This window comes from Flavobacterium maritimum, assembly GCF_040049085.1.
Classification (GTDB): Bacteria; Bacteroidota; Bacteroidia; order Flavobacteriales; family Flavobacteriaceae; genus Flavobacterium; species Flavobacterium maritimum.
On the sequence record NZ_JBDLZY010000002.1, the window covers coordinates 20,142 to 42,468 of the forward strand.

19 protein-coding genes and 1 tRNA gene are annotated in these 22,327 nt (G+C 34.7%); 13 read left to right on the top strand and 7 right to left on the bottom strand.

Annotated elements, in window-relative coordinates:
• Positions 1-187: 187 nt before the first annotated feature.
• A complete protein-coding gene (locus ABEB23_RS04215; protein ID WP_348811150.1) occupies positions 188-3,109 on the bottom strand; it encodes an FAD-binding and (Fe-S)-binding domain-containing protein in 2,922 nt (973 codons plus the stop codon).
• A gap of 270 nt (positions 3,110-3,379) precedes the next feature.
• Between ABEB23_RS04215 and ABEB23_RS04220 the strand changes: the two genes are divergently transcribed.
• The 13 genes from ABEB23_RS04220 (at position 3,380) to ABEB23_RS04280 (ending at position 16,791) form a co-directional block, all read left to right on the top strand.
• Positions 3,380-4,927: a glycoside hydrolase family 10-like protein gene (locus ABEB23_RS04220; RefSeq protein WP_348811151.1), complete on the top strand. Its 1,548-nt coding sequence runs from the start codon at positions 3,380-3,382 to the stop codon at positions 4,925-4,927.
• Positions 4,928-4,940: 13 nt separating this feature from the next.
• Positions 4,941-6,221 carry an MFS transporter gene (locus tag ABEB23_RS04225; RefSeq protein WP_348811152.1) on the top strand — a complete coding sequence of 427 codons (1,281 nt, stop codon included), beginning with the start codon at positions 4,941-4,943 and terminating at the stop codon, positions 6,219-6,221.
• Between the two features lie 189 nt (positions 6,222-6,410).
• Positions 6,411-8,021, top strand: coding sequence for a glycoside hydrolase family 3 protein (locus ABEB23_RS04230; protein ID WP_348811153.1), 1,611 nt, complete (start codon positions 6,411-6,413; stop codon positions 8,019-8,021).
• Positions 8,022-8,163: 142 nt separating this feature from the next.
• Positions 8,164-8,802, top strand: a complete 639-nt coding sequence (locus ABEB23_RS04235; protein WP_348811154.1) for a peroxiredoxin — start codon at positions 8,164-8,166, stop codon at positions 8,800-8,802.
• 125 nt (positions 8,803-8,927) lie between these two features.
• Complete coding sequence (locus ABEB23_RS04240) at positions 8,928-9,236, top strand: thioredoxin family protein (protein WP_348811155.1); 309 nt, start codon at positions 8,928-8,930, stop codon at positions 9,234-9,236.
• 83 nt (positions 9,237-9,319) lie between these two features.
• A complete protein-coding gene (locus tag ABEB23_RS04245) occupies positions 9,320-9,577 on the top strand; it encodes a DUF6952 family protein (RefSeq protein ID WP_348811156.1) in 258 nt (85 codons plus the stop codon).
• Positions 9,578-9,799: 222 nt separating this feature from the next.
• Entirely contained in the window at positions 9,800-10,297 is a 498-nt protein-coding gene (tpx, locus tag ABEB23_RS04250) for a thiol peroxidase (protein WP_348811157.1), read from the top strand.
• 15 nt (positions 10,298-10,312) lie between these two features.
• Complete coding sequence (locus tag ABEB23_RS04255) at positions 10,313-10,687, top strand: diacylglycerol kinase family protein (protein WP_348811159.1); 375 nt, start codon at positions 10,313-10,315, stop codon at positions 10,685-10,687.
• Between the two features lie 19 nt (positions 10,688-10,706).
• Positions 10,707-13,151, top strand: coding sequence for a DNA translocase FtsK (locus tag ABEB23_RS04260; RefSeq protein ID WP_348811160.1), 2,445 nt, complete (start codon positions 10,707-10,709; stop codon positions 13,149-13,151).
• A gap of 79 nt (positions 13,152-13,230) precedes the next feature.
• A complete protein-coding gene (gene lolA1, locus ABEB23_RS04265; RefSeq protein ID WP_348811874.1) occupies positions 13,231-13,872 on the top strand; it encodes an outer membrane lipoprotein periplasmic chaperone LolA1 in 642 nt (213 codons plus the stop codon).
• 7 nt (positions 13,873-13,879) lie between these two features.
• The gene (locus ABEB23_RS04270) at positions 13,880-15,394 is read left to right on the top strand and encodes an LptF/LptG family permease (RefSeq protein ID WP_348811161.1); all 1,515 of its coding nucleotides are present in this window, start codon (positions 13,880-13,882) and stop codon (positions 15,392-15,394) included.
• A gap of 8 nt (positions 15,395-15,402) precedes the next feature.
• On the top strand, positions 15,403-16,536 hold the full coding sequence (gene ribB / locus ABEB23_RS04275; RefSeq protein ID WP_348811162.1) for a 3,4-dihydroxy-2-butanone-4-phosphate synthase: 1,134 nt from the start codon (positions 15,403-15,405) through the stop codon (positions 16,534-16,536).
• A gap of 167 nt (positions 16,537-16,703) precedes the next feature.
• Positions 16,704-16,791: transfer RNA gene (locus ABEB23_RS04280), tRNA-Ser, on the top strand.
• A 549-nt stretch (positions 16,792-17,340) separates the two neighbouring features.
• Here the strand turns inward: ABEB23_RS04280 and ABEB23_RS04285 are convergent.
• The 6 genes from ABEB23_RS04285 to ABEB23_RS04310 form a co-directional block, all read right to left on the bottom strand.
• Positions 17,341-17,805: a cyclophilin-like fold protein gene (locus ABEB23_RS04285; protein WP_348811163.1), complete on the bottom strand. Its 465-nt coding sequence runs from the start codon at positions 17,803-17,805 to the stop codon at positions 17,341-17,343.
• Positions 17,806-17,810: 5 nt separating this feature from the next.
• Positions 17,811-18,854, bottom strand: coding sequence for an alpha/beta hydrolase (locus ABEB23_RS04290; protein WP_348811164.1), 1,044 nt, complete (start codon positions 18,852-18,854; stop codon positions 17,811-17,813).
• Between the two features lie 11 nt (positions 18,855-18,865).
• Positions 18,866-19,426, bottom strand: coding sequence for a DapH/DapD/GlmU-related protein (locus ABEB23_RS04295; protein ID WP_348811165.1), 561 nt, complete (start codon positions 19,424-19,426; stop codon positions 18,866-18,868).
• Between the two features lie 91 nt (positions 19,427-19,517).
• Entirely contained in the window at positions 19,518-20,345 is an 828-nt protein-coding gene (locus tag ABEB23_RS04300; RefSeq protein ID WP_348811166.1) for an AraC family transcriptional regulator, read from the bottom strand.
• A 225-nt stretch (positions 20,346-20,570) separates the two neighbouring features.
• On the bottom strand, positions 20,571-21,167 hold the full coding sequence (locus ABEB23_RS04305; RefSeq protein WP_348811167.1) for an NAD(P)H-dependent oxidoreductase: 597 nt from the start codon (positions 21,165-21,167) through the stop codon (positions 20,571-20,573).
• 27 nt (positions 21,168-21,194) lie between these two features.
• Positions 21,195-22,325, bottom strand: a complete 1,131-nt coding sequence (locus ABEB23_RS04310) for an aldo/keto reductase (protein ID WP_348811168.1) — start codon at positions 22,323-22,325, stop codon at positions 21,195-21,197.
• Positions 22,326-22,327: the final 2 nt, after the last annotated feature.

A 22,327-nucleotide genomic window follows, 5' to 3' on the forward strand; every position in this document is an offset into this window, starting at 1 on the left:
ACACGCAAATTTTATTGAAACCAAATATATAAAAGATTTTTACTTTTTAGAGTTCTAATACATATTTTTTTTAATTGCTAAGTAAAAAGTCAAAATTAGCATTTTAAACTTAATAAAAAATTAATATTAGTTAAAATTACACAGTACGTAAAAAAAATGTTAAAAACTTGAATTTTATAAAGCAAAACTAGCCTTTATGTTTCAAACAAGATTTCAAAACAGTAACAGGATGCAATGCTTTTCTATTAGTTCCATCAAAAATCTGGTGACGACAACTGGTTCCTGCAGCAGCAATCGCGACCGTTTCGGCAGTAGCCCTAACTTTTGGAAACAAAGTATCTTCTCCCATTTGCATACTAATGTCATAATGTTCTTTTTCATAGCCAAAAGAACCTGCCATGCCGCAACATCCTGAATTGTAAATGGTAACAGAACTATTTTGGGGTAAATTCAACATAGCAAAAGTAGCTTCCACAGTACTTAATGATTTTTGATGGCAATGCCCATGAATCTTTATCTCCTTATTTATATCAGAAAATTGTCCAGAATGAATTTTACCGGAAGTGATTTCTCTTTTGAAAAATTCTTCAATGGTAAATACGTTTTTAGACAATGTTAGCGCTGTTGTTTTGTCTTTTACCAATCGAAGGTATTCGTCCCTGAAAGTCAATATTGCCGATGGTTCAATTCCTATCAACGGACACTCATCTGAAACAATGGTCCCAAAAATCTTCACGTTTTTATTGGCTACAGCCTGAGCTTCCTCCAAAAATCCTTTTGAAATAAAAGCCCTTCCACTCTCTTCGTGATCAACCAGAATCACTTCATAGCCCAATTCTGTCAACAATTCATAGGCATCAATTCCTACTGGAACATCATAATAATTGGTAAACTCATCGCAGAATAAATAAACTTTTCCATTAACAGCAAAATCGCTTTGCGTCTTCTTCTTATTGCTTTCATACCATTTTCTGAAAGTGGTTTTAGCCAACAGTGGCACTTCCCTTTTTGGAGCGACACCCATAACTTTTTTTACAAAACTCAGATTCGATACAAAATTCGTAATCCCCGGTACTTTGCTTCCCAGCTGGTTCATCTTGGCATTATAAGCAAAAATCTTATTGCGAACAGAAAAACCATTCGCTTTTTGGTATTGGTATAAAAACTCTGCTTTCAAGGCCGCAACATCTACATTACTAGGACATTCGCTGGCACAGGCTTTACAACTTACACACAACTCAAAAACTTTATAAAGCTCTTCGTGGTTGAATTTATTCTCTTTATCCGAATTGGTAAGGTATTCACGCAAAGCATTTGCCCGGGCTCGGGTGGTATCTTTTTCGTTTCTAGTCGCGCGATAACTTGGACATAAAGTTCCTCCTGCTGAAGGTAATTTTCTACAATCACCGGAACCATTACACTTTTCTGCCGCTCTCAAAATTCCCATACTGTCCGAGAAATCCTGAATAGTTTGAATATCGGGCTCCACTCTACCCGCCACCATGCGAAGATTTTCGTCCATTTTTGGGGTATCCACAATTTTACCTTTATTCAATATAGAATTCGGGTCAAATGCTGATTTGATTCGTTTTAATAATTCATAATTGCTTTCTCCAATCATATAAGGAAGAAACTCGCCTCGCACAATTCCATCCCCATGTTCGCCACTCAGTGAACCTCTATATTTTTTTACTAAAACAGCTACTTCCGTAGCAATAATTCTAAAAAGTTTTAAATCTTCTTTTTTCTTCAAATTCAAAACAGGTCGCAAATGCAATTCCCCTGCTCCTGCGTGCGCATAATAGATAGCTTCCTGGCCATATTTTTGCATCATAGCAGCAAACTCCGCAATATAATTGGGTAAATCATTCAATTCAACTGCTGTATCTTCAATGGAATCAGCTGCTTTATCATCACCAACAATACTTCCCAAAAGCCCGAGTCCTGCTTTTCGCAATTCATTAATTTTATCGATATCCGATCCATAAATTTTAGGCAAAGCATATCCGAAATTATTTTTTTTCAAATCAGCTATTAAAGCATCAGCCTGTCTTTCGGCATCTTCCATGTTATGAGAGGCCACTTCAAGCATGATAACCGCTTTTGGATCACCTTGTATAAAAAATCTGTTTTTTGATTGTTCTCTATTTGTCTTGGTGCAATTCAGTATGGTATCATCCATCATTTCACAAGTGTATAAATGATGCTTCATAGCAGTAACTACAGCCTCCAAACTTTCTTTTATAGTGTGAAAATGCGCTACCACCATCACATTATTGGTCGGAGGCAAATCATCTACTTTTAAAGTGATTTCAGTGGTAAAAGCTAAAGTTCCTTCACTCCCGCAAAGCAATTTTCCGAGATTTATGGTCTTTTCAGTTCCACCAAACAATTCCGATTTTAATAACAAATCGACTGCGTAACCAGTATTACGTCTATGAATTTCCGGCTTTGGAAACTCTTTTACAATTTCTTTTTGTGTTTCAACATTAGAAAGTTCATCGTAAATAGTTTTGTATATTTTGTTTTCAAGAGAATTTCCTTTAGTTTTTTCTAAAAATTCGGCAGAAGTCAGTTCCTTAAACACAACGGGCGAACCGTCACTTAAAATGGCTTTAATAGCTACTATCTTATCACGTGTAACTCCATAACGTATCGAGGTGGTTCCCGAAGAATTATTTCCTACCATTCCTCCTAGCATACAACGATTGGAGGTAGAAGTATTAGGTCCGAAAAACAAACCGTGAGGTTTTAAAAACAAATTCAACTCATCTCTAATAACGCCTGGCTGAACAGTAACCGTTTTTTTCTCCGCATCAAAAGAGACAATTTTGGTGAAATATTTGGAAACATCCACAATAATACCGCTTCCTACGGTTTGACCTGCTAAAGAAGTTCCTGCCGTTCTGGGGGTTAGCGAAATTTTATTGGCATTGGCAAAACGAATCAATGTACTGATGTCTTCAACCGTCTTTGGCAAGGCAACAGCTATGGGCTTGATTTTATATACAGAAGCGTCAGTGGAATAGATAGTTTTATGAAGTTCATCATATAAAAGGGTACCTTCCAATGATTGGGATAATTGCTTTAATTGTAAAGAATTTAACATGGCTACTACGAAATTATGCTTAATTTTATATGTGCTTAAACAGCATCAATCGACAAATATAAAAATTATAGCTGTGGAAAATTTATTAAATGAAATAAGAAAACACCATAAATTGTAATTGTCATTACTACATTCATTTATATCTTTACTTTTAAGTTAAGTAACAGAGAACCTTCTATTAGCAAACAAAAGCTAATTTTATCAAAATTTTATCTAATATAGTTCATTAAAAAAACTATTTTTGGTGCCTTTATAAATTATCCTATTAAAATGATTAAGATTAGATCCTTAACGATAGTACTAGTATTATTTTTGTTGTCGTTTCTGACTGGAAATGCGCAAAGTAAAATCTTGTACCCTAAAAATGAATTTCGGGCGGTTTGGATAGCAACAGTAGTCAACATCGACTGGCCAAAAAATGGTACAGACTCCGTTGAACAACAAAAAGCTGATTTTATTGAAATTTTAGATACCTATAAAAAATTAAATTATAATGCCGTAATCGTTCAGATCAGAAGTATTGGCGATGCTTTTTATCCTTCCCAACTGGCACCATGGTCCCGTTATTTGACTGGAAAAGAAGGCCAGGCTCCTGCACCCTATTTCGATACTTTGGAATGGATGATTTCAGAAACGCATGCCAGAGGTTTTGAATTTCATGCTTGGTTGAATCCTTTTCGTGCCACATTCGACTTAAAAACAGAAACTTTAAGCCCAACACATGACTTTTTCAAACATCCGGATTGGATGGTAAAATATGGAGGCAAATATTATTACAATCCTGCATTGCCTGAAGTTCAAAATCATTTGACAGCAATCGTCGAAGAGGTGGTTAAGAATTACGACATCGACGCAATACACTTTGATGATTACTTTTATCCCTATACTATTAATGGGGAAAAATTTAACGATACCGCCGCCTTCGAAAAATATGGAAACGGGCTTAGTTTAGCCGATTGGAGACGTTCTAATGTGAGTCATTTTGTCAAAAATATTTCTTCAACTATAAAAAGTTGTAAACCATGGGTACAATTTGGCATCAGCCCTTTTGGGGTTTGGCGAAACAAATCTGTAGATCCTAAAGGCTCTGATACTCAATCAGGTCAGACCAATTATGATGATTTGTATGCCGATCCATTAGCTTGGATGGATAATAACTGGATTGATTATATTTTACCTCAATTGTATTGGAGTTTAGACCATCCGAAAGCGTCCTATTCCAAATTATTGAAATGGTGGTCTGAAAATTCAAAAAACACGGCTATCTATGTTGGAAACAGTACCTACAAAATACGATCCGACGGAGATAAAAGATGGAATCATCCGAATGAAATACCTAATCAAATTGATTTTACCCGAACTTTTACCAATGTGCAGGGAAATGCTTATTTCAGTGCCAAATGGTTTATGAATAAAAATCAGGATGTCGCCCAATTATTATCAGAAAACCAATACAGATATCCAGCGCTTCCATCTGCCGTTCCGAATTTAAAAAAGATAGTAATTGATGTTCCAACAATAAATTCGATAGTAAAAGACAACAGTTTTTATGCTATTAATCTAAAATATCCCTTAAATAGTAAAATACGCTATATTGTCGTTTATAGTGCAAAAAATGTTGCGCAAATTGACGTGAATGATCCAAGTCAAATTATTGATAAAATTGCTTTCCAAGAAAAAAGTGATACAATTTCTATATGTATTCCTGAATATAAATTGGATACAAATTTGACCTGTGCCATTACATTCATTGATTTTTACGGAAATGAGAGTGTGGGTACCATTTTCGATTTAGCAACACAAACAAAAACGAATTAACGCGTATTAAAATATGAAGATAGACAATAGACCTTGGTTATGGATTCCCCTATTGAATTTCGCCTCAGGCTTCCCTTATGTAATTATTATTTCAGTTTCGGTAATAATGTATAAAAACCTAGGAATCAACAATGAAGACATCGGAATTTATACCAGTTTATTGTATCTGCCTTGGGTTATAAAACCACTATGGAGCCCTTTTATAGAATTGTACAGCACCAAACGGAAATGGTTTTTATCCATGCAATTACTTATTTCCCTCGCATTTTTGACAGTGGGACTGACTGTGCCTTTGAACAATTTCTTCATAATGACATTGGCCATTTTTTGGGTAGCCGCTTTCGCATCTGCTTCTAATGATGTGGCCAGTGACGGCTTTTATTTATTGTCTTTATCCAAAGACCAGCAATCCTTTTTCTTGGGTATCAGAAGTACTTGCTACAGGCTTTCTATGATTACAGGGCAAGGGTTCATCGTAATTTTAGGAGGATATTTGGAACATTTATATGCAGACAAGACCAAAGCCTGGTCATATACGATGATCACTGTCGGTGCATTAATGGCGCTGATTACCATTTATAACTATTATGCAACTCCAAAATCAGATCAGGACATACCGGCAACTGCCATCGCAGAAAAGAAAGACCAAAACTTTCTAACGGTATTCGGTACCTTTTTCATGAAAAAACAAATTGGGATTGTTTTAGCCTTTATCTTATTATTCCGATTAGGAGAATCGCAATTACTGAAGATGTTAACTCCTTTTTTAATTGATCCTAAAGATGTAGGCGGGATGGGATTAACCACAGAAGATGTGGGCATTATTTATGGAACATTTGGTGTTAGCGCATTGGTAGTTGGTGGGATTTTAGGTGGAATAGCCATTTCAAGACAAGGTTTAGGAAAATGGATGTTACCCATGATCTTAATCATGCACTTGCCTATTTTAGGGTTTATATTGTTATCACATTTTCATCCTCAATCAGAAATATACATCTACATTGCAGTAATTGCTGAGCAATTTGGTTACGGTTTTGGTTTTGCAGCCTTTATGATGTTCTTAATTTATGTTGCCGAAGGTGAATCAAAAACCTCGCACTACGCTATCGCAACTGGCTTTATGGCTCTAGGAATGATGCTTCCCGGAATGCTGAGTGGTTATATTCAGGAATATTTGGGATACGGAAATTTCTTCATATGGGTATTTTTGGCAACAATTCCCGGATTGATTCTTTCTCGCTTTTTAATATTCCCGCCTGATTTTGGGAAGAAAGCAGCGGAAACCAAAGTTTAAATTCTTGCAATAATTATTATTGTACTTTCAAAGTCGCTAAGACGCAAAGAGAGAATACTAAATATACATTTGGATTTTAATAATAAAATTTCATCTATTTAAGAACATTGATGTCCGTTTCATTTTGCGTCTTTGCGAGCATCAATTTCAAAAATTCTTAAGAGAGAGAGACTCAGAAAAAAGCTCAAAATGACATTAGAACAAAAAATAGGACAATTCTTTTTTCCAGCTGTTTTCATCAACGATACCGAAGAAAACATTCAAGAAACCGAACGATTAATTAGAGATTACAATATTGGTGGACTTACCTTTTTTCACAGCAGAGCCAGTGCCGCCACCAATTACGAAACCAAGAAAAAAGTAGTTTTAAACGATGATAGTTACCTTCGACTAAAAGAACTTATTATTCGCTACCAGAAGTGTGCCAGCACTCCCTTATTGATGAGCATTGATGCAGAATGGGGATTGGCCATGCGTGTCGAAAAAACACCACAATATCCATACGCTATTACTTTAGGTGCTTTGCCGGAAAACGAAAGCCATTTGGTGTATGAAGTAGGCAGACAAATAGGTTTAGACTTAAAATCAGCTGGTATTCATTATAATTTGGCTCCTTTGGCAGACATCAACAACAATCCAAATAATCCGGTTATTGGTTATCGTTCTTTTGGTCAAAACAAAGAAAAAGTAGCGCATTTTGCTTTAGAATATTTAAAAGGAATGTCAGATGTTGGAATTTTAGGCTGTCTCAAACATTTTCCCGGACACGGAAACACCAATGTAGATTCGCATTTAGGACTTCCCATTTTAGAAGAAAATTTAGAGGAATTAATGGCGAACGAATTGTACCCGTTTATTAAAGGAATCGAAAACAACGTTGATTCCATTATGATTGGTCATTTGGCTGTTCCAGCTCTTAATGATGGAAAAAACACTTCCGCCACTCTATCAAAACCAATCATTGAAAACCTGCTGCGAAAGGAATTAGGATATGTAGGTCTGGTAATTTCAGATGCTTTGAATATGCATAGTGTTTCAAAATTATACGATAAAAAAGGAGTCTTAGAATGGGAAGCTTTTAACGCAGGAAATGATGTGTTGTGCTTTGCCGAAAATGTAGCCGAAGGAATTCACGAAATTCTTAAGAATGCAAGTCCTGAACGAATTGAAGCCAGTTTTGAACGTTTGTGGAAATGCAAACAAAAGGCTGGAATTTTAAACGAGGACAACATTTTTCCAAAATTTTCCAATCTTGATTTTGACTTAGAAACCACAACACAATTAAACCGAAAAATTGCTCAAAGCTGTATTACAAAAATAAAAGATACCGGCAATACAAAGGTTGTTTTTAATGCTAAAGACAATAATTCTTTAGCCAAAATAAGTATCTATAAAAATACGGATAATACTTTTTTTAAAAACCTATCCCCAGCCCTTTCTTCTGCTGAATTTACAATAGCTATAGGTGACAACAATTCAATTTTGGAAATAGAACAAAAGCTGGCAAATTTCGATACTATAATTGTTTCTTTATTTGTTCCAAAGGCAAAACCGCTCAACAATTTTGATATTGAAAAAAGTGTTTTGGAATTTCTAGGACGGTTATTTACCTCTAAAAAATGCATTTTATATGTTTTTGGTAACCCATATTCCTTACAGCTTATTCCAAATTTAGAATTTACTTCAGGAATTATTGAAATGTATCAGGATTTTAATGAATTTCAAGAAATCGCTGCTGAACAATTACAAAAAAACACGAACTGCAAAGGAAGTTTACCAGTAGTTATTAGCAATCTATAGCACTCATTTAGAGAATAAAAGAAATGCATTATAATCTAAATTTATTCTTATATAAATATTTATAATCAAATCTTATCAAAAGAATATTTTAGTTTGAGTTACTTTTGCACCATCAAAAAAGAATAACTTAAATTAAATAAATATGTCATTAGTAGGAAAAAAATTCCCAAGTATTTCAGTAGATGCCATTTCAGAAATGGGTGATAATTTGAAAATCAACATTTTCGAAGAAGCAACAAAAAACAACAAGAAAGTATTATTGTTTTGGTACCCAAAAGATTTTACATTCGTTTGTCCAACTGAATTACATGCGTTTCAAGCAGCTTTACCTGAATTCACTAAAAGAAACACAATCGTAATCGGTGCATCATGTGATACTAACGAAGTTCACTTTGCATGGTTGAATACTCCAAAAAACAATGGTGGTATAGAAGGTGTAACTTATCCAATTCTTGCTGATACTAACAGAAACTTGTCTAACATTCTTGGAATTTTAGACGTAGAATCTACAAGCTACAGTGAAGAAACTGATTCAGTAATGATTGAAGGATCTAACGTGACTTACAGAGCAACTTACTTAATTGATGAGACTGGAAAAATTTTCCACGAAAGTGTAAATGACATGCCATTAGGAAGAAATGTAAATGAATATTTACGTATGGTTGATGCTTATACACACATTCAAGAAAAAGGTGAAGTTTGTCCTGCAAACTGGGAAGCTGGAAAAGAAGCAATGAGCGCTGACAGAAAAAGTACTGCCGAATACTTAAGCTTAAACTAATAAAAAAAAGTTTCAAAGGTTCAAAGACTCAGAGTAGCAAAGTTTTCTGCTACCAAGATTTTCGAATTTTCGAAAACTCTGAAGCTTTGAATCTTTGTCACTTTGAACCTTTTAAAACACAAATTATGTTAATCGAATTAAACGAAGATACATTAGCTGATTTAATTACAAAAAACGAAAAAGTTGTTGTTCAGTTTTCTGCTTCATGGTGTGGAAATTGTCGTATTATGAAACCAAAATTCAAAAAATTGGCTACAGAAAACGAAGCAATCACTTTTGCTCTTGTAGATGCTGAAAATTTTCCGGAATCAAGAAAATTAGCCAATGTAAGTAACTTACCTACTTTTGCTACTTTCGTGAATGGTAAATTGGTAAACGAAACACAAACCAACAAACAAGAAGTTTTAATCGACCTAGTAAACGAGATCGTCTAATTAAATTGTTTGATTTTTAGACTGTTAGATTTTTTAATCTTTATCTAAAAATCCAATAATCCAGTAATCTAAAAATCTAAAAAATGAAATTACCTGTAATCAAGCATTTAACACAGTTTATTGAAGAAAACGATCAAGATTATATCATTGAAACTATAGAAGTTTTGGAAGCAATGACTGAAATCTCGTCTTTAAAAGACGAAGAGTTGGATGTTATAGGCGAATTAATTTCTAATATGTATGGTGCGTTGGAAGTACACAAATTAGTCAAAGAAGGAACCGATAAAAAAGAGGCTTTAAATACTTTTATGAAACGAGTTCTTGGCTCAATAGATAAATAATACCGTAATTTCGCCCTTATCTATGGGATGTAATCAAATAATTACGTGATAATTTTGCAAAACGCACTCCGCAACGAGTGTGTTTTTTTGTTACAAATTAAAAAAAGGCTTCTGCCGGAATGCTTTAAATCCTACTCCAAAATCTTAAACTTAATCCCGAAGTTTCGGGACAAAATCTTAAATAATTTTCATACTTTTGAACCTCATAAAAAAACTAACACTATGGCAAAATTAACATTAGGCGGAAATCCAATAAACACTTCAGGTGAATTACCAAAAACAGGTACGAAACTAACTGACATTAAATTAGTAAAAAACGACCTTTCTACTACATCATTCAATGATTTCTTAGGTAGACGATTAGTGTTGAATATTTTCCCTAGTATTGATACTGGAACATGTGCTACCTCCGTTAGAAAATTTAACGAAAGTGCCAGCAAACTAGAAAACACAACTGTATTGTGTATTTCAAAAGATTTACCATTTGCCCAAAAACGTTTTTGTGGAGCTGAAGGTCTTGAAAATGTAGTTAATTTATCTGATTTCAAAGACGGTAGTTTCGGAAAGATCAATGGATTAGAAATTGTAGATGGTCCATTAGCCGGTTTACATTCGAGAGTTGTAATCGTCGCAGATGAAAATGGTACTATTATCCATACGGAACAAGTTGCTGAAATTGCAGATGAACCAAATTATGAAGCAGCCTTAGCGGTACTCTAATCTATAAATTAGTTAATGGAATTTCAAAAAGACAACAGCTTCGTTAGCGGAAGACTCAAAAGTGTGAGCTATGCTTTAAAAGGAGCGATAAAATTAATCACAACGGAACACAGTGTGATGGTTCAGTTTGGTCTCGGTATAGTAATGACTATTGCCGGTTTCTATTTTGATATTTCCAAAACCGAATGGCTTTTTCAAACCTTCGCAATTGGTTTCGTCATGAGTATAGAAGGCCTAAATACTGCTGTTGAAAAAATAGCCGATTTTATACATCCAAATTACCATGAACGAATCGGATTTATTAAAGACATTGCTGCTGGAGCCGTTTTTTTTGCGGCCATAACTGCAATAATAATCGGTTTAATCATTTATCTACCAATAATTTTATAAGTACTATTTACAATTAGGAATGGCAAAAACAACAAAAGCAACACCTTCAGATAAAAAAACTGATCCTAAATCTGAGACAACAAAATCATGGCAAATGACCAAACAACATAAGATTGTTTTGGGGTGTCTTTTAGTATTATTTTCAGTGGCACTATTACTTGCTTTCGTTTCCTTTTATATTTATGGTCAAACAGATCAAAGCGCTGTAGCACAATTGACTGATCGTTCAGAAACGGTTCAGAACTGGTTGGGTAAATTTGGTGCTTTTTTGGCTGATTTGATTGTTTATAAAGGTTTTGGTGTGGCCGCTTTCATTTTTGTCCGTTTGTTTTTCCTGACCGGAGTATTTCTGATTTTGGAGCTTTCTCTAAAAAAGTTGAAAAACATCTGGTTTTGGGACTTATTTGTGATTATCGTCCTGTCCGTTTTGTTTGGCTTTTTTGCCACTTCTGTACCGGAATTAGGGGGAACAATTGGGTATGAACTGAATTTGTTTTCCCAGGATTATATTGGAAAAACAGGAACTTTACTGCTTTTGATTTTTGGTTTAATTATCTATTTGATTTTTAAAATTAAAATCTCTCCTGAAAAAATTCAAGCTTTTTTTGAAAACACCAAAAAAGAGATCAAAACCGATTTAGCCGTTAATCCTTTCACAACAAACGATAGCAGCTATAATTTAGAAGAATTTGCAGTTGCTGAAGATGAGGAATTGGATGGAATTCATTTAAAAACGAACGGTTCTCAATTCGAAATTAATAAAGAAGCTTTAAAGCCGACGATTAATAATTCTTCTGAAATCAATTTGGACCCTGTTGTGAAGCCACTGCCTATGGAAATTACTCCTGTGGTTGCAAACATTCCACATGCTAACGAAGATTTTGTAATTGAAAAAGCAGAAGAAGAAGATATCATTGAAGAAAATTTAGCTTCTCGCCTGGTTGCTAATTTTGGATTATTCGATCCAACTTTAGACTTATCCAATTACAAATACCCAACAATTGATTTATTAAAAGAATATTCTACCGGAGGAATTACTATTAACCAGGAAGAATTAGAAGAAAATAAAAACAGGATTGTTGACACACTCCGCAATTATAAAATTGAAATCGCACAGATTAAAGCTACCGTTGGTCCATCGGTTACGCTTTATGAAATTGTACCGGAAGCGGGAATCCGTATTTCAAAAATCAAAAGTTTAGAAGACGATATTGCGTTGTCACTTTCTGCATTGGGTATTCGTATCATTGCTCCTATTCCTGGAAAAGGAACAATCGGTATCGAGGTTCCAAATAAGAATCCTACAATGGTTTCTATGAAAAGTGTTATTGGTTCAGCCAAATTTCAAGAAGCTGAAATGGAATTACCAATTGCATTGGGAAAAACCATTTCTAATGAAACATTTGTTGTGGATTTGGCCAAAATGCCTCACTTATTGATGGCAGGAGCTACAGGACAAGGAAAATCGGTTGGTTTGAATGCCGTCCTGACTTCTCTTTTATACAAAAAGCATCCTGCAGAAGTTAAGTTTGTATTGGTTGATCCTAAAAAAGTCGAACTGACTTTATTCAATAAAATCGAAAGACATTATTTGGCAAAACTACCGGATTTAGACGATGCCATTATCACCGATAATGCAAAAGTGGTGAACACCTTGAATTCACTTTGTGTGGAGATGGACAACCGTTATTCGTTATTGAAAGATGCGATGGTTCGAAATATTAAGGAATACAACGATAAATTTAAGTCTCGAAAATTGAATCCGGAAAACGGACACCGATTTTTACCTTATATCGTATTAGTTGTTGATGAGTTTGCCGATTTGATTATGACTGCCGGAAAAGAAGTCGAAGTTCCTATTGCCCGTTTGGCTCAATTAGCCCGTGCGATTGGAATACATTTGATTATAGCAACACAAAGACCTTCTGTAAACGTAATTACGGGTCTAATCAAAGCAAATTTCCCTGCCAGAATTGCTTTTAGAGTGACTTCAAAAATTGATTCCCGCACCATTTTGGATACTCAGGGTGCCGATCAGTTAATTGGTCGTGGAGATATGCTTTATACCAACGGAAATGATGTTGTAAGGGTGCAGTGTGCATTTATTGATACTCCGGAAGTGGAAAAAATTACCGAATTTATTGGTTCCCAAAAAGCATATGCAACCGCTTATTTACTTCCAGAGTTTATTGGAGAGGAAAGTGGCATTAATCTTGATATGGATATTTCCGAAAGAGACACTTTGTTCAGGGAAGCAGCCGAGATTATTGTAAATGCACAACAAGGTTCGGCTTCATTGCTACAAAGAAAATTAAAATTGGGCTATAACAGAGCAGGAAGATTGATTGATCAATTGGAAGCAGCTGGAATTGTAGGACCTTTTGAAGGAAGTAAAGCACGCAGTGTAAACATCTTGGATATGAGTTCTCTTGATCAATTTTTCAACAGTGAACAAAACAATTAGCATCATGAAATCAACAATTTACAACCCAAATTGTAGCCTACAACCTAACCAAGTAAAACAAAACAAATCAAATTCTATTGTGAAAAAATTTCTTCTACTGACAACTTTGCTTCTATTGAGTTTTTCAATACAAGCACAAGATAAAAAAGCAAAAGAACTTTTGGATCAAGTAAGTGCTAAGGTAAAAAGCTACAGTTCTATTGTAATTGATTTCAAATATTCCTTAAATAACGCAAAGGAAAACATCAATCAAGATAGTAAGGGCAACGTTATCCTAAAAGGCAATCAGTATGTATTGAACTTTATGGGCGTTACCAAAATTTTTGATGGGAAAAAAACCTACACCATTGTTCCTGAAGACGAGGAAATCACGATTTCAAAGTTCAATGACAGTGATGAGAATGCTGTTACACCTTCAAAAATGTTAACTTTTTTTAATTCAGGATACAAATATTCTATGGATATTGTACAGAATATTAAAGGAAGAAAAATTCAATATGTTAAATTAGTTCCATTAAACGGTAAAGACCAGAGAAAAGAGATTTTACTGGGTATTGACGTTCAAACGAAACACATTTACAATCTAATTGAAATAGGTAAAAAAGGAACAAAAACCACTTTAACGGTTAATTCTTTTAAAACCAACCAACCTTTGTCAAAAAATCAATTTACCTTTGTCGAAAGTAAATATCCAAATTACTACATCAATAAATTAGATTAATTCGTAGGTGAAAATTTTAGACAAATACATTCTTAAAACATTCCTGATTACATTTACTACGGTATTTGTAATCCTTTTTTTTATATTCATTTTGCAAACAGTTTGGTTATTTATTGCTGAACTGGCCGGTAAAGACTTGGATTTGATGATGGTTATCAAATTCTTATTGTTTTCGATGCCTCGAATAATCCCTTTGGTACTCCCTTTATCTGTGTTATTGGCTTCCATCATGACTTTTGGTGATTTATCCGAAAATTATGAATTCGCTGCAATGAAATCTGCTGGAATATCGCTGCAAAGAGCTATGAGAACATTAACAGTATTCATTCTTTTACTGAGTATTGTTGCTTTCTTTTTTGCCAATAATGTTATTCCTTTTGCCGAATACAAATTTGTCAATTTTAGAAAAAACATTGCGCAAGCCAAGCCTGCTTTGGCCATCGCGGAAGGTCAGTTCAATGATGTTGGTTTTTACAATATTAAAGTCAATAAAAAATCCGGAGAAAACGGAAACATTTTAACCGGGATTACCATTCACAAAAAAACAAATATTGGTGATGGTAGTAAAACAGTTATCAAGGCAAAGAATGGAGAACTAATCAGCAGCAAGGAATCCAGTATCCTTCAATTAGTATTAAATGACGGGAATTATTATGAAGATATTGTTCCTAAAAAATACGAAGACCGCAGTAAAATGCCTTTTGTAAAAAGTTCCTTTAAAAAAGATATCATTAATATCGATTTATCAGAATTGAATAAAGTGGATATCAATGACGAAAGCGTTACTAATACGAATACCATGCTTAATGTAAGTGAATTGAATTACACTTTGGATTCACTTAATAAAACGCTGAAAACGGATATTATCTCTTTTTCGGAAAACATCAATCAACGTATTGGCATTCCGAAAGAAATTAAAGCTCCCGTATCGCCTCCAAAAATCACCCCTACTCCATTGGACAAGGCCAAACAAAACAAGAACACTTTAAAAAATACTAAAGTGCTGCCTAAGAAGAAAATTAATCCTTATCCAAAAGATATATTGTCTTTGTTTAGTGACAGTCAGAAATCGGAAGTCTTGAGCATTGCCAGTAGTAATGTCACAAGTACAAAGTATTCTATAGATGCATCGGAAACTGAATTTAAAAACAAACAAAAAAATATCAATAAACATTTAACCGCCTTATATGATAAGTTTGTCATAGCCTTTGCCTGTTTCTTAATGTTTTTTATTGGAGCACCATTAGGAGCTATCATTAGAAAAGGAGGACTTGGACTTCCTATTGTTTTTGCAGTTTTAATTTTTATAACGTTCCATTTTATAAACACTTTTGGTAAAAGGGTTTCTCAGGAAGGAGAATTATCCCCTTTCATGGGAGCTTGGATGTCCTCATTTATTTTGTCCCCTCTCGCTGTTCTCTTGACATACAGAGCTACAAACGATATCGGATTAATTAATATAGATGTTATTTTAGCACCATTTCAAAAAATATTTCAAAAATTATTTCCATCTCAAAATTAACACCCTACATGGTTACAAATAAAATACATCTCAACACAATTGAGGAAGCAATTGAAGATATCAGACAAGGAAAAATTATCATTGTTGTTGATGATGAAGATAGAGAAAACGAAGGTGACTTCTTGGCTGCTGCCGAAAAAGTAACTCCAGAAATGATTAATTTCATGGCTACTCATGGGCGTGGATTAATCTGTGCACCATTAACAGAAAGCCGTTGTAAAGAATTAGGGCTGCATGTTATGGTTAGCAACAATACAGACCCTATGGAAACAGCATTTACTGTTTCTGTAGATTTAAAAGGAAACGGTGTAACCACCGGAATATCTGCGGCAGACAGAGCCAAAACTATTTTGTCATTCGTTGATTCTAAAACGAAACCGCATGATTTAGCGCGCCCTGGACACATCTTCCCTCTTATTGCAAAACAAGGAGGTGTCTTACGCAGAACCGGACATACCGAAGCTGCTATTGATTTTGCCCGTTTGGCTGGCTTTAAACCTGCCGGTGTCATTGTAGAAATCATGAATGAGGATGGTTCGATGGCACGATTACCACAATTGGTAAAAGTGGCTAAAAAATTCGACCTTAAATTAGTTTCAATTGAAGCGTTGGTAGCTTACAGAATGCAACACGACAGTCTAATTGTCAAAAAAGAAGATTTTGATATTGAAACCCGCTTTGGTACTTTCAGATTGCGTGCTTACCAACAAACCACCAATAAACAAATTCATATTGCATTAACAAAAGGGACTTGGAATTTGGGAGAATCCATTTTGACCAGAATCAATTCTTCACAGGTAAATAATGATTTATTGGGCACATTGACCAATAATGCAGAGCAACAGTTAGATAATATGTTCCAAGTGATTAACGAAGCCGGAAAAGGTGCCGTTATTTTTATTAATCAGGACATGCAATCCATCAATTTGTTGAATCGTATTGCAGAACTTAAATCATTACAAGCACAAGGTGAAATGAAAGCACCTAAAATTGTTATTGACAGCAAAGATTTTGGAATTGGAGCTCAAATATTACATGATTTAGATATTTCAAAAATTAGATTGGTATCCAATACTGAGGGAACCAAACGTGTCGGAATGATAGGTTACGGACTAGAAATAACTGAATACGTAAAATATTAAATGCAGATCAAAAAAAAAATTAAAAATATTTTTGTTCTAAAGCATAGAAAATGAAAGCTTTAAAAATTAGTAATAAAAATAGATGCTTTTTTTCTAAAAATAGATTTGCATAACCAAAAAAGGTTCTTATATTTGCACTCGCAATCAGGTAATGAAAGCGACATACTGGAGAAATGGCAGAGCGGTCGAATGCGGCAGTCTTGAAAACTGTTGACTGTAACAGGTCCGGGGGTTCGAATCCCTCTTTCTCCGCCAGTAGTAAGTTTCAAAAGAAACTTAAAACATCAAAAGCCTTTAAATAGTGATATTTAAAGGCTTTTTTGTTTTCTGTAAAGTGTCAAAAAGCACCTATATTATCAAAGAACAGTGACCTTATTGGTGACCCTATTTTTATTTTAGCTTTTTTAGTTAAAATAGGGTCACTAAAATCCTAATCAAGAAAAAAATATAGGCTTTATATCAGAGTTAATGATTCGTTAAACCTGTGGTATACAGTTGTTATGGTCAAAATAAATTGTATCTTTGAGTGTTGTTTTGATTTATCACTTGAGTAAAACCGTCTGAAAAGAGAAGCTTATTCAAATAGTCATTTCATGCTGAAGAGTATGAGTTGATAAATGATAAATCAGAATCTACAATCGGAGGTCCTTTAAAAAGACCTCCTTTTTTTGTGCCTGTATCTTCCTGTTTAAATTTTTAATCGTGCTAAAAAACGAGTATCTTTTGTCCCGTCCTAAAATAATTATACAGATTATTAAATAAATCCTGTTATAAGCTGTGTTTCTTGTGGGTTTAGTTTTTCCGTTATTCCAATTCAAAAGTAACGGTTATGTTTCCTGAACCTAATGCAGTTGCTAAACCTGTTATATCATCGATCGTTCCCAATTTTGTGTAACTGTATGATGTCGAAAAATTTTTATAAAACAGCACCAAGGTTTTTGACCCGTACAACATCAAGTCACCATTTTTTATAGCTCCACAATTGGACGAATTTGTTGGAAGACCGCTTGGCAAATCATAATATTTCTCGTTGCTGTACAGTTCAATCATATTGATAGTCAAAGGCAACATTTCCTTAAATGCTTTTGCCGAATTATTATCCAAAAGCGTAGCTGTAAAGGTTTGTGAATTGACCTTAATTTTGATTTTTCCATTTGTCATAGCGTTATTGTTTTCTGTATTGATATTGTCATCGTTTTTATCGCAAGACGAAGCACTGCTGATAAAAACAGACATAAAAGTCAAAATAATTAAAAATGAATATTTCACAATGCTTATTTTAAATGCCCTTTAAAAAACATTTCCAATTTGTCGAAAGGAATAATTTCAACCCTGTCGTACAAATCAACGTGAACAGCGTTAGGAATAATCATCAGCTCTTTTGGTTCGGTTGCTGCTTTGTAAATATCTTCGCTGAAATAGCGAGAGTGTGCTTTTTCGCCTGCTATAATTAAAACAGGCCGTGGCGAAATTTCTTTAATGTATGTCAGTATTGGCATGTTCATCAATGAAAATGCACTGGTAGCTGTCCACGCTCCGTTTGAATTTATTGAACGCTGGTGGAAACCTCTTGGAGTGCGGTAGTAATCAAAATAATCTTTTACAAATTGCGGTTCGTCACCTTTCAATTTCTCTGCATTAGAACGATTTCCTGATGCTGGTTTTCCAGTTTCTGCGTCTTTCCAACGTTGCTGGCTCATTTGCTCTAAAGTTTTTGTGCGCTCTTCTAATGTTACTTTGTCGTAATAGCCTTTTGATGCGGCTCGCGGTATATCGTACATACTTGTTGTGGCAACGGCTTTCACTCGTTTGTCCACAGCAGTTGCATTTAAAGCAAATCCGCCAAATCCACAAATTCCAATGATGCCTATTTTGTTTCTGTCAACATTCTTCTGTATACCAAGAAAGTCTACTGCTGCACTGAAATCTTCGGTGTTGATGTCAGAGGAAGCCAAATTGCGGTACTCGCCACCGCTTTCGCCTGTAAAAGAAGGGTCAAAAGCAATTGCAATAAATCCACGTTCTGCCATTTGGTTGGCATATAAGCCCGATGATTGTTCTTTTACTGCTCCGAAAGGTCCGCTAATGGCAAGTGCAGCTAATGGTCCATTGTCGTGATTTTTTGGAATGTACAAATCGCCTGAAAGCGTTATGCCATAACGATTTTTAAAGGTTACTTTTTGCCGTGTTACTTTTTCGCTTAGTTTAAAAGTATAATGTTCTGTTGTATTCATTTTTTCAGATTTAGTTTTTCCATTTTGTGCAAATGATGGTCCTGTTATGAGTATCATCATTGCGATAACAAAAGATTTTTTCATTTTATTTATATTTAAATTGTTTTTAAAAATTTTGCTGGAATTCCGCCTACAATGGTATTGTCGGGTACATCGTGTGAAACTACCGCTCCTGCGGCTACGATCGCATTTTCACCAATGGTTACGCCTTGCAAAATGATAGCTCCAGCACCAATCCAAGCGTTTCTCTTGATGTGAATGTGCCCAACCATTAGCGAATGTCTGTTTTCAGGTAAAACAGGATGCCCTTCTGACAACAGGCTGACTTTCGGCCCAATCAGTACATTATCTTCTATGGTAATTCCTCCCAAATCAAGAAAAGCACAATCGAAGTTGACGAATACGTTTTTACCAATTTTGGTATGCTTTCCGTAATTGATGTGTAAAGGTGTAAATACCGTAGTACTTTCATCAATTTCAGTATTCGTGATTTGACTTAATAAATCTCTGATTTCAGTTGGGTTTGATGTATTATTCATCTGAACCAATAATTTCTTAGTAACAAAAGAAGCTTCACGCATTTTATAGGCTTCAGGGTCGTTTGCCGAAATGGTTTCTCCGTTTTTTAGTCGCTCGAAAATATCTGTTGTTTGCATTGTCTTACTTTTTTATAATGCAAAATTAAAAATAAAGCCTCGCAACTATTTTGTTGTGAGGCTCAAATTGCTTTTCTGTAAAGCTCATTTTTTATATTTCGGTCGGTGGTATTCCGTATTGCTTTTTAAATGCTGTTGAGAAATGTGAGGGATTTTTAAAGCCTACTTCAATCGATACATCTTGTACTTTTTTGCCTTCTTCTTTCAGTTTTATATAAGCTGTTTCTAAGCGTTTTTTTATCAGCCATTTTTGTGGTGTAAGATTGCTTATTTTCTTGAAATCCCTTTTGAAAGTAGCTAAACTTCGACCTGTAAACGAAGCGATTTGCTTCATTGTGAGGTCTTCCATATAGTTGCCATTGAGGAACTCCAAAAGGTCAATTTTCCAAGGTTCGGCAAAGTCAAAAAGTATGGGATAAAGTTGTTCGTTACTGTTCAGTAAAGCGTAAATTCCTTCCAATAATTTCAAATGCGTAACGCCATCCTTTGGTTTTACGTTGCTGTCAAAATAAGGTGTTAGGGATTGGAACAAACTTTCTATCGCAGGAGTTGGCTCTAGTTTGAAAACAGTTTTATCAGAAATTTTTATACTTTTGGGTATCTCAGATTTGTTCATTTTGCTGTAGAACTCTCGCAAAACGTTACGTTTGAAAGTCAATGAAATGCCTTTGTACAAATCTTCTCCTTTGCTGTTTTTGTACATTTTTAATCGATGGTCTCTTCGGATAAAAGCACAATCGCCTGCCTGTAATTTTATCTTTTTGTTTCGGTCTTCTATAATCTGTTCGCCCGAATACAAATATACCAAAACATGTTCAGGCGTTGCGTGAATACACTTTTCGCCGTAATCAGAAAAACACGAAAGAAATATTCCTGAATAGCTTATAGTTTTTAATTTATCATCTTGTTGCACGTCCATAATTTGCAGCTATTAGATTAATAACCAACAAATTTACGTTTTTCGCTTTAGTATGACTTTATCGTAAAGCTCATTTTGTCTTTCTGCAGGGCTCAATTAAAGGTACGTCTGGTTGAGTTTTTGGTTTAAAGTGTCGTTTTACCATAGACTACAACGATCTGGTACTACAGCCGGTTTGGGACTAAATTAAGCCTATTTTCGGATTTGCTTGGTGTTTTTCAGTTTTTATAAATCTAAAACTTTTGCCAAATGTTTCGGATAGTTTTCAAGGTCTTTTGCAACATCGTTATTTTTGAAAATATCGAAGCAATTGTATTCTGGTAAAATGTCAACACCACAAAAACTATAATTGCTGGTTATGTTTAGAAATAAATCGGCTGTACCTTTTCCTTGCAATAGTGTTTGAGAAGGATTGTTGAAACTTTCTGCTGGTGCATTAAAAGTTGCGCAAATCATAAACTTTTTGCTATGTAGTTTTCCTCCAGTTCCATATTGTTTCGTTGCATCTTCCCTTGTTCTGCCATCGCCTGAAAGAAATTTTTGACTATGAAGCCCTTTATTAAAGACTTCGTCTACATATTTTTTGTAAATCCAAGGTGCTCCAAACCAATTCACAGGCGTTTGTAGAATAATTATGTCGGCTTGCAAATGTTTTTCTACTTCTTCGTCAGCATTGTAGCCTTCTTCTACTTTTGTTTCTAAAATTTCAAAACTTTCTGCTTCAAAAAAGTCTTTTGCTTTTTGAATAAATGAGTTGTTTAATTTTCCTTCTGTCCAATTAGGATAGGTTAAATGGGTATTTATAAGCAATACTTTTTTCATTTTTCAGGTATTTTTTGTTTTTATTATTTATTCGCAAATCGCCATCTGCATTGCATTCATTCTCCCACCATATACTTTTAATTTCGCATACTCTGAATCTAATTCCAGCAAATCTGCTGTTGTTAGTTTAATGTTTAATGCTTCTAAATTCTCCTTTAAATGTGGAATATTTCTTGTACCTGGAATAGAAACAATAAAAGGTTTCTGTGCTAACAGCCAAGCCAAAGCAATTTGAGAAGCAGTTGCATTTTTGCTTGACGCAAATCGATTCAAAAGATTTACGATAGGCATATTTAATGCTAAATTTTCAGGGCTAAAACGGTAAAAAGTTGAACGCAAATCCAACTTGTCTTCAAATTGGGTTTGAGCATTTATTTTTCCTGTCAAATAGCCCATTCCAACTGGACCCCAAGGAACAAATCCAATTCCCAGCTCTTCACAAATTTCCAAAACGCCATTTTTTTCTACTTCTCTTTCCATAAATGAATATTCGGTTTGAATCGCTGAAACTGGTTGAACTGAATGTGCTTTTCGAATAGTTTTTACATTTGCTTCTGATAAACCAAAATGCAATACTTTGCCTTGACTAATCAAGTCTTTTACAGTTCCTGCCACTTCCTCAATGGGTACATTTGGGTCAACTCTGTGTTGATACAAAAGATCAATTCGGTCAGTTTTTAAGCGTTTTAGTGATTCTTCTACAACTTTTTTTATTTGTTCAGGTCGGCTGTTCAATCCGCCTTTTTCAATATTGAAGCCAAACTTTGTGGCAATTGAAACTTTGTTTCTAAATGGTGCTAATGCTTCGCCAACAATTCGTTCATTGGTATATGGGCCATAAACTTCTGCTGTGTCAAAGAACGTTATGCCATTTTCATAAGCACTTCGAATGGTTTTTATACAGTCTTCAATTTTTGCAGGAGAACCATAATTGGCACTTATACTCATGCAACCAGCACCTAATGCCGACACTTCTAGTTTTCCTAATTTTCTTGTATTCATATTGCTTTCTTTTTCGGTGTATTTTTCTTCTACTTCTTTATTACTTGCAGACAGTAAATTAGGCGCGAATAATAAACCCACTCCTGCGATGGCAGACCGCTGAAGAAAGTTTCGTCTTGAACTTTCTTCGTTGTTTTTAGAATTCATAGTATCCATTT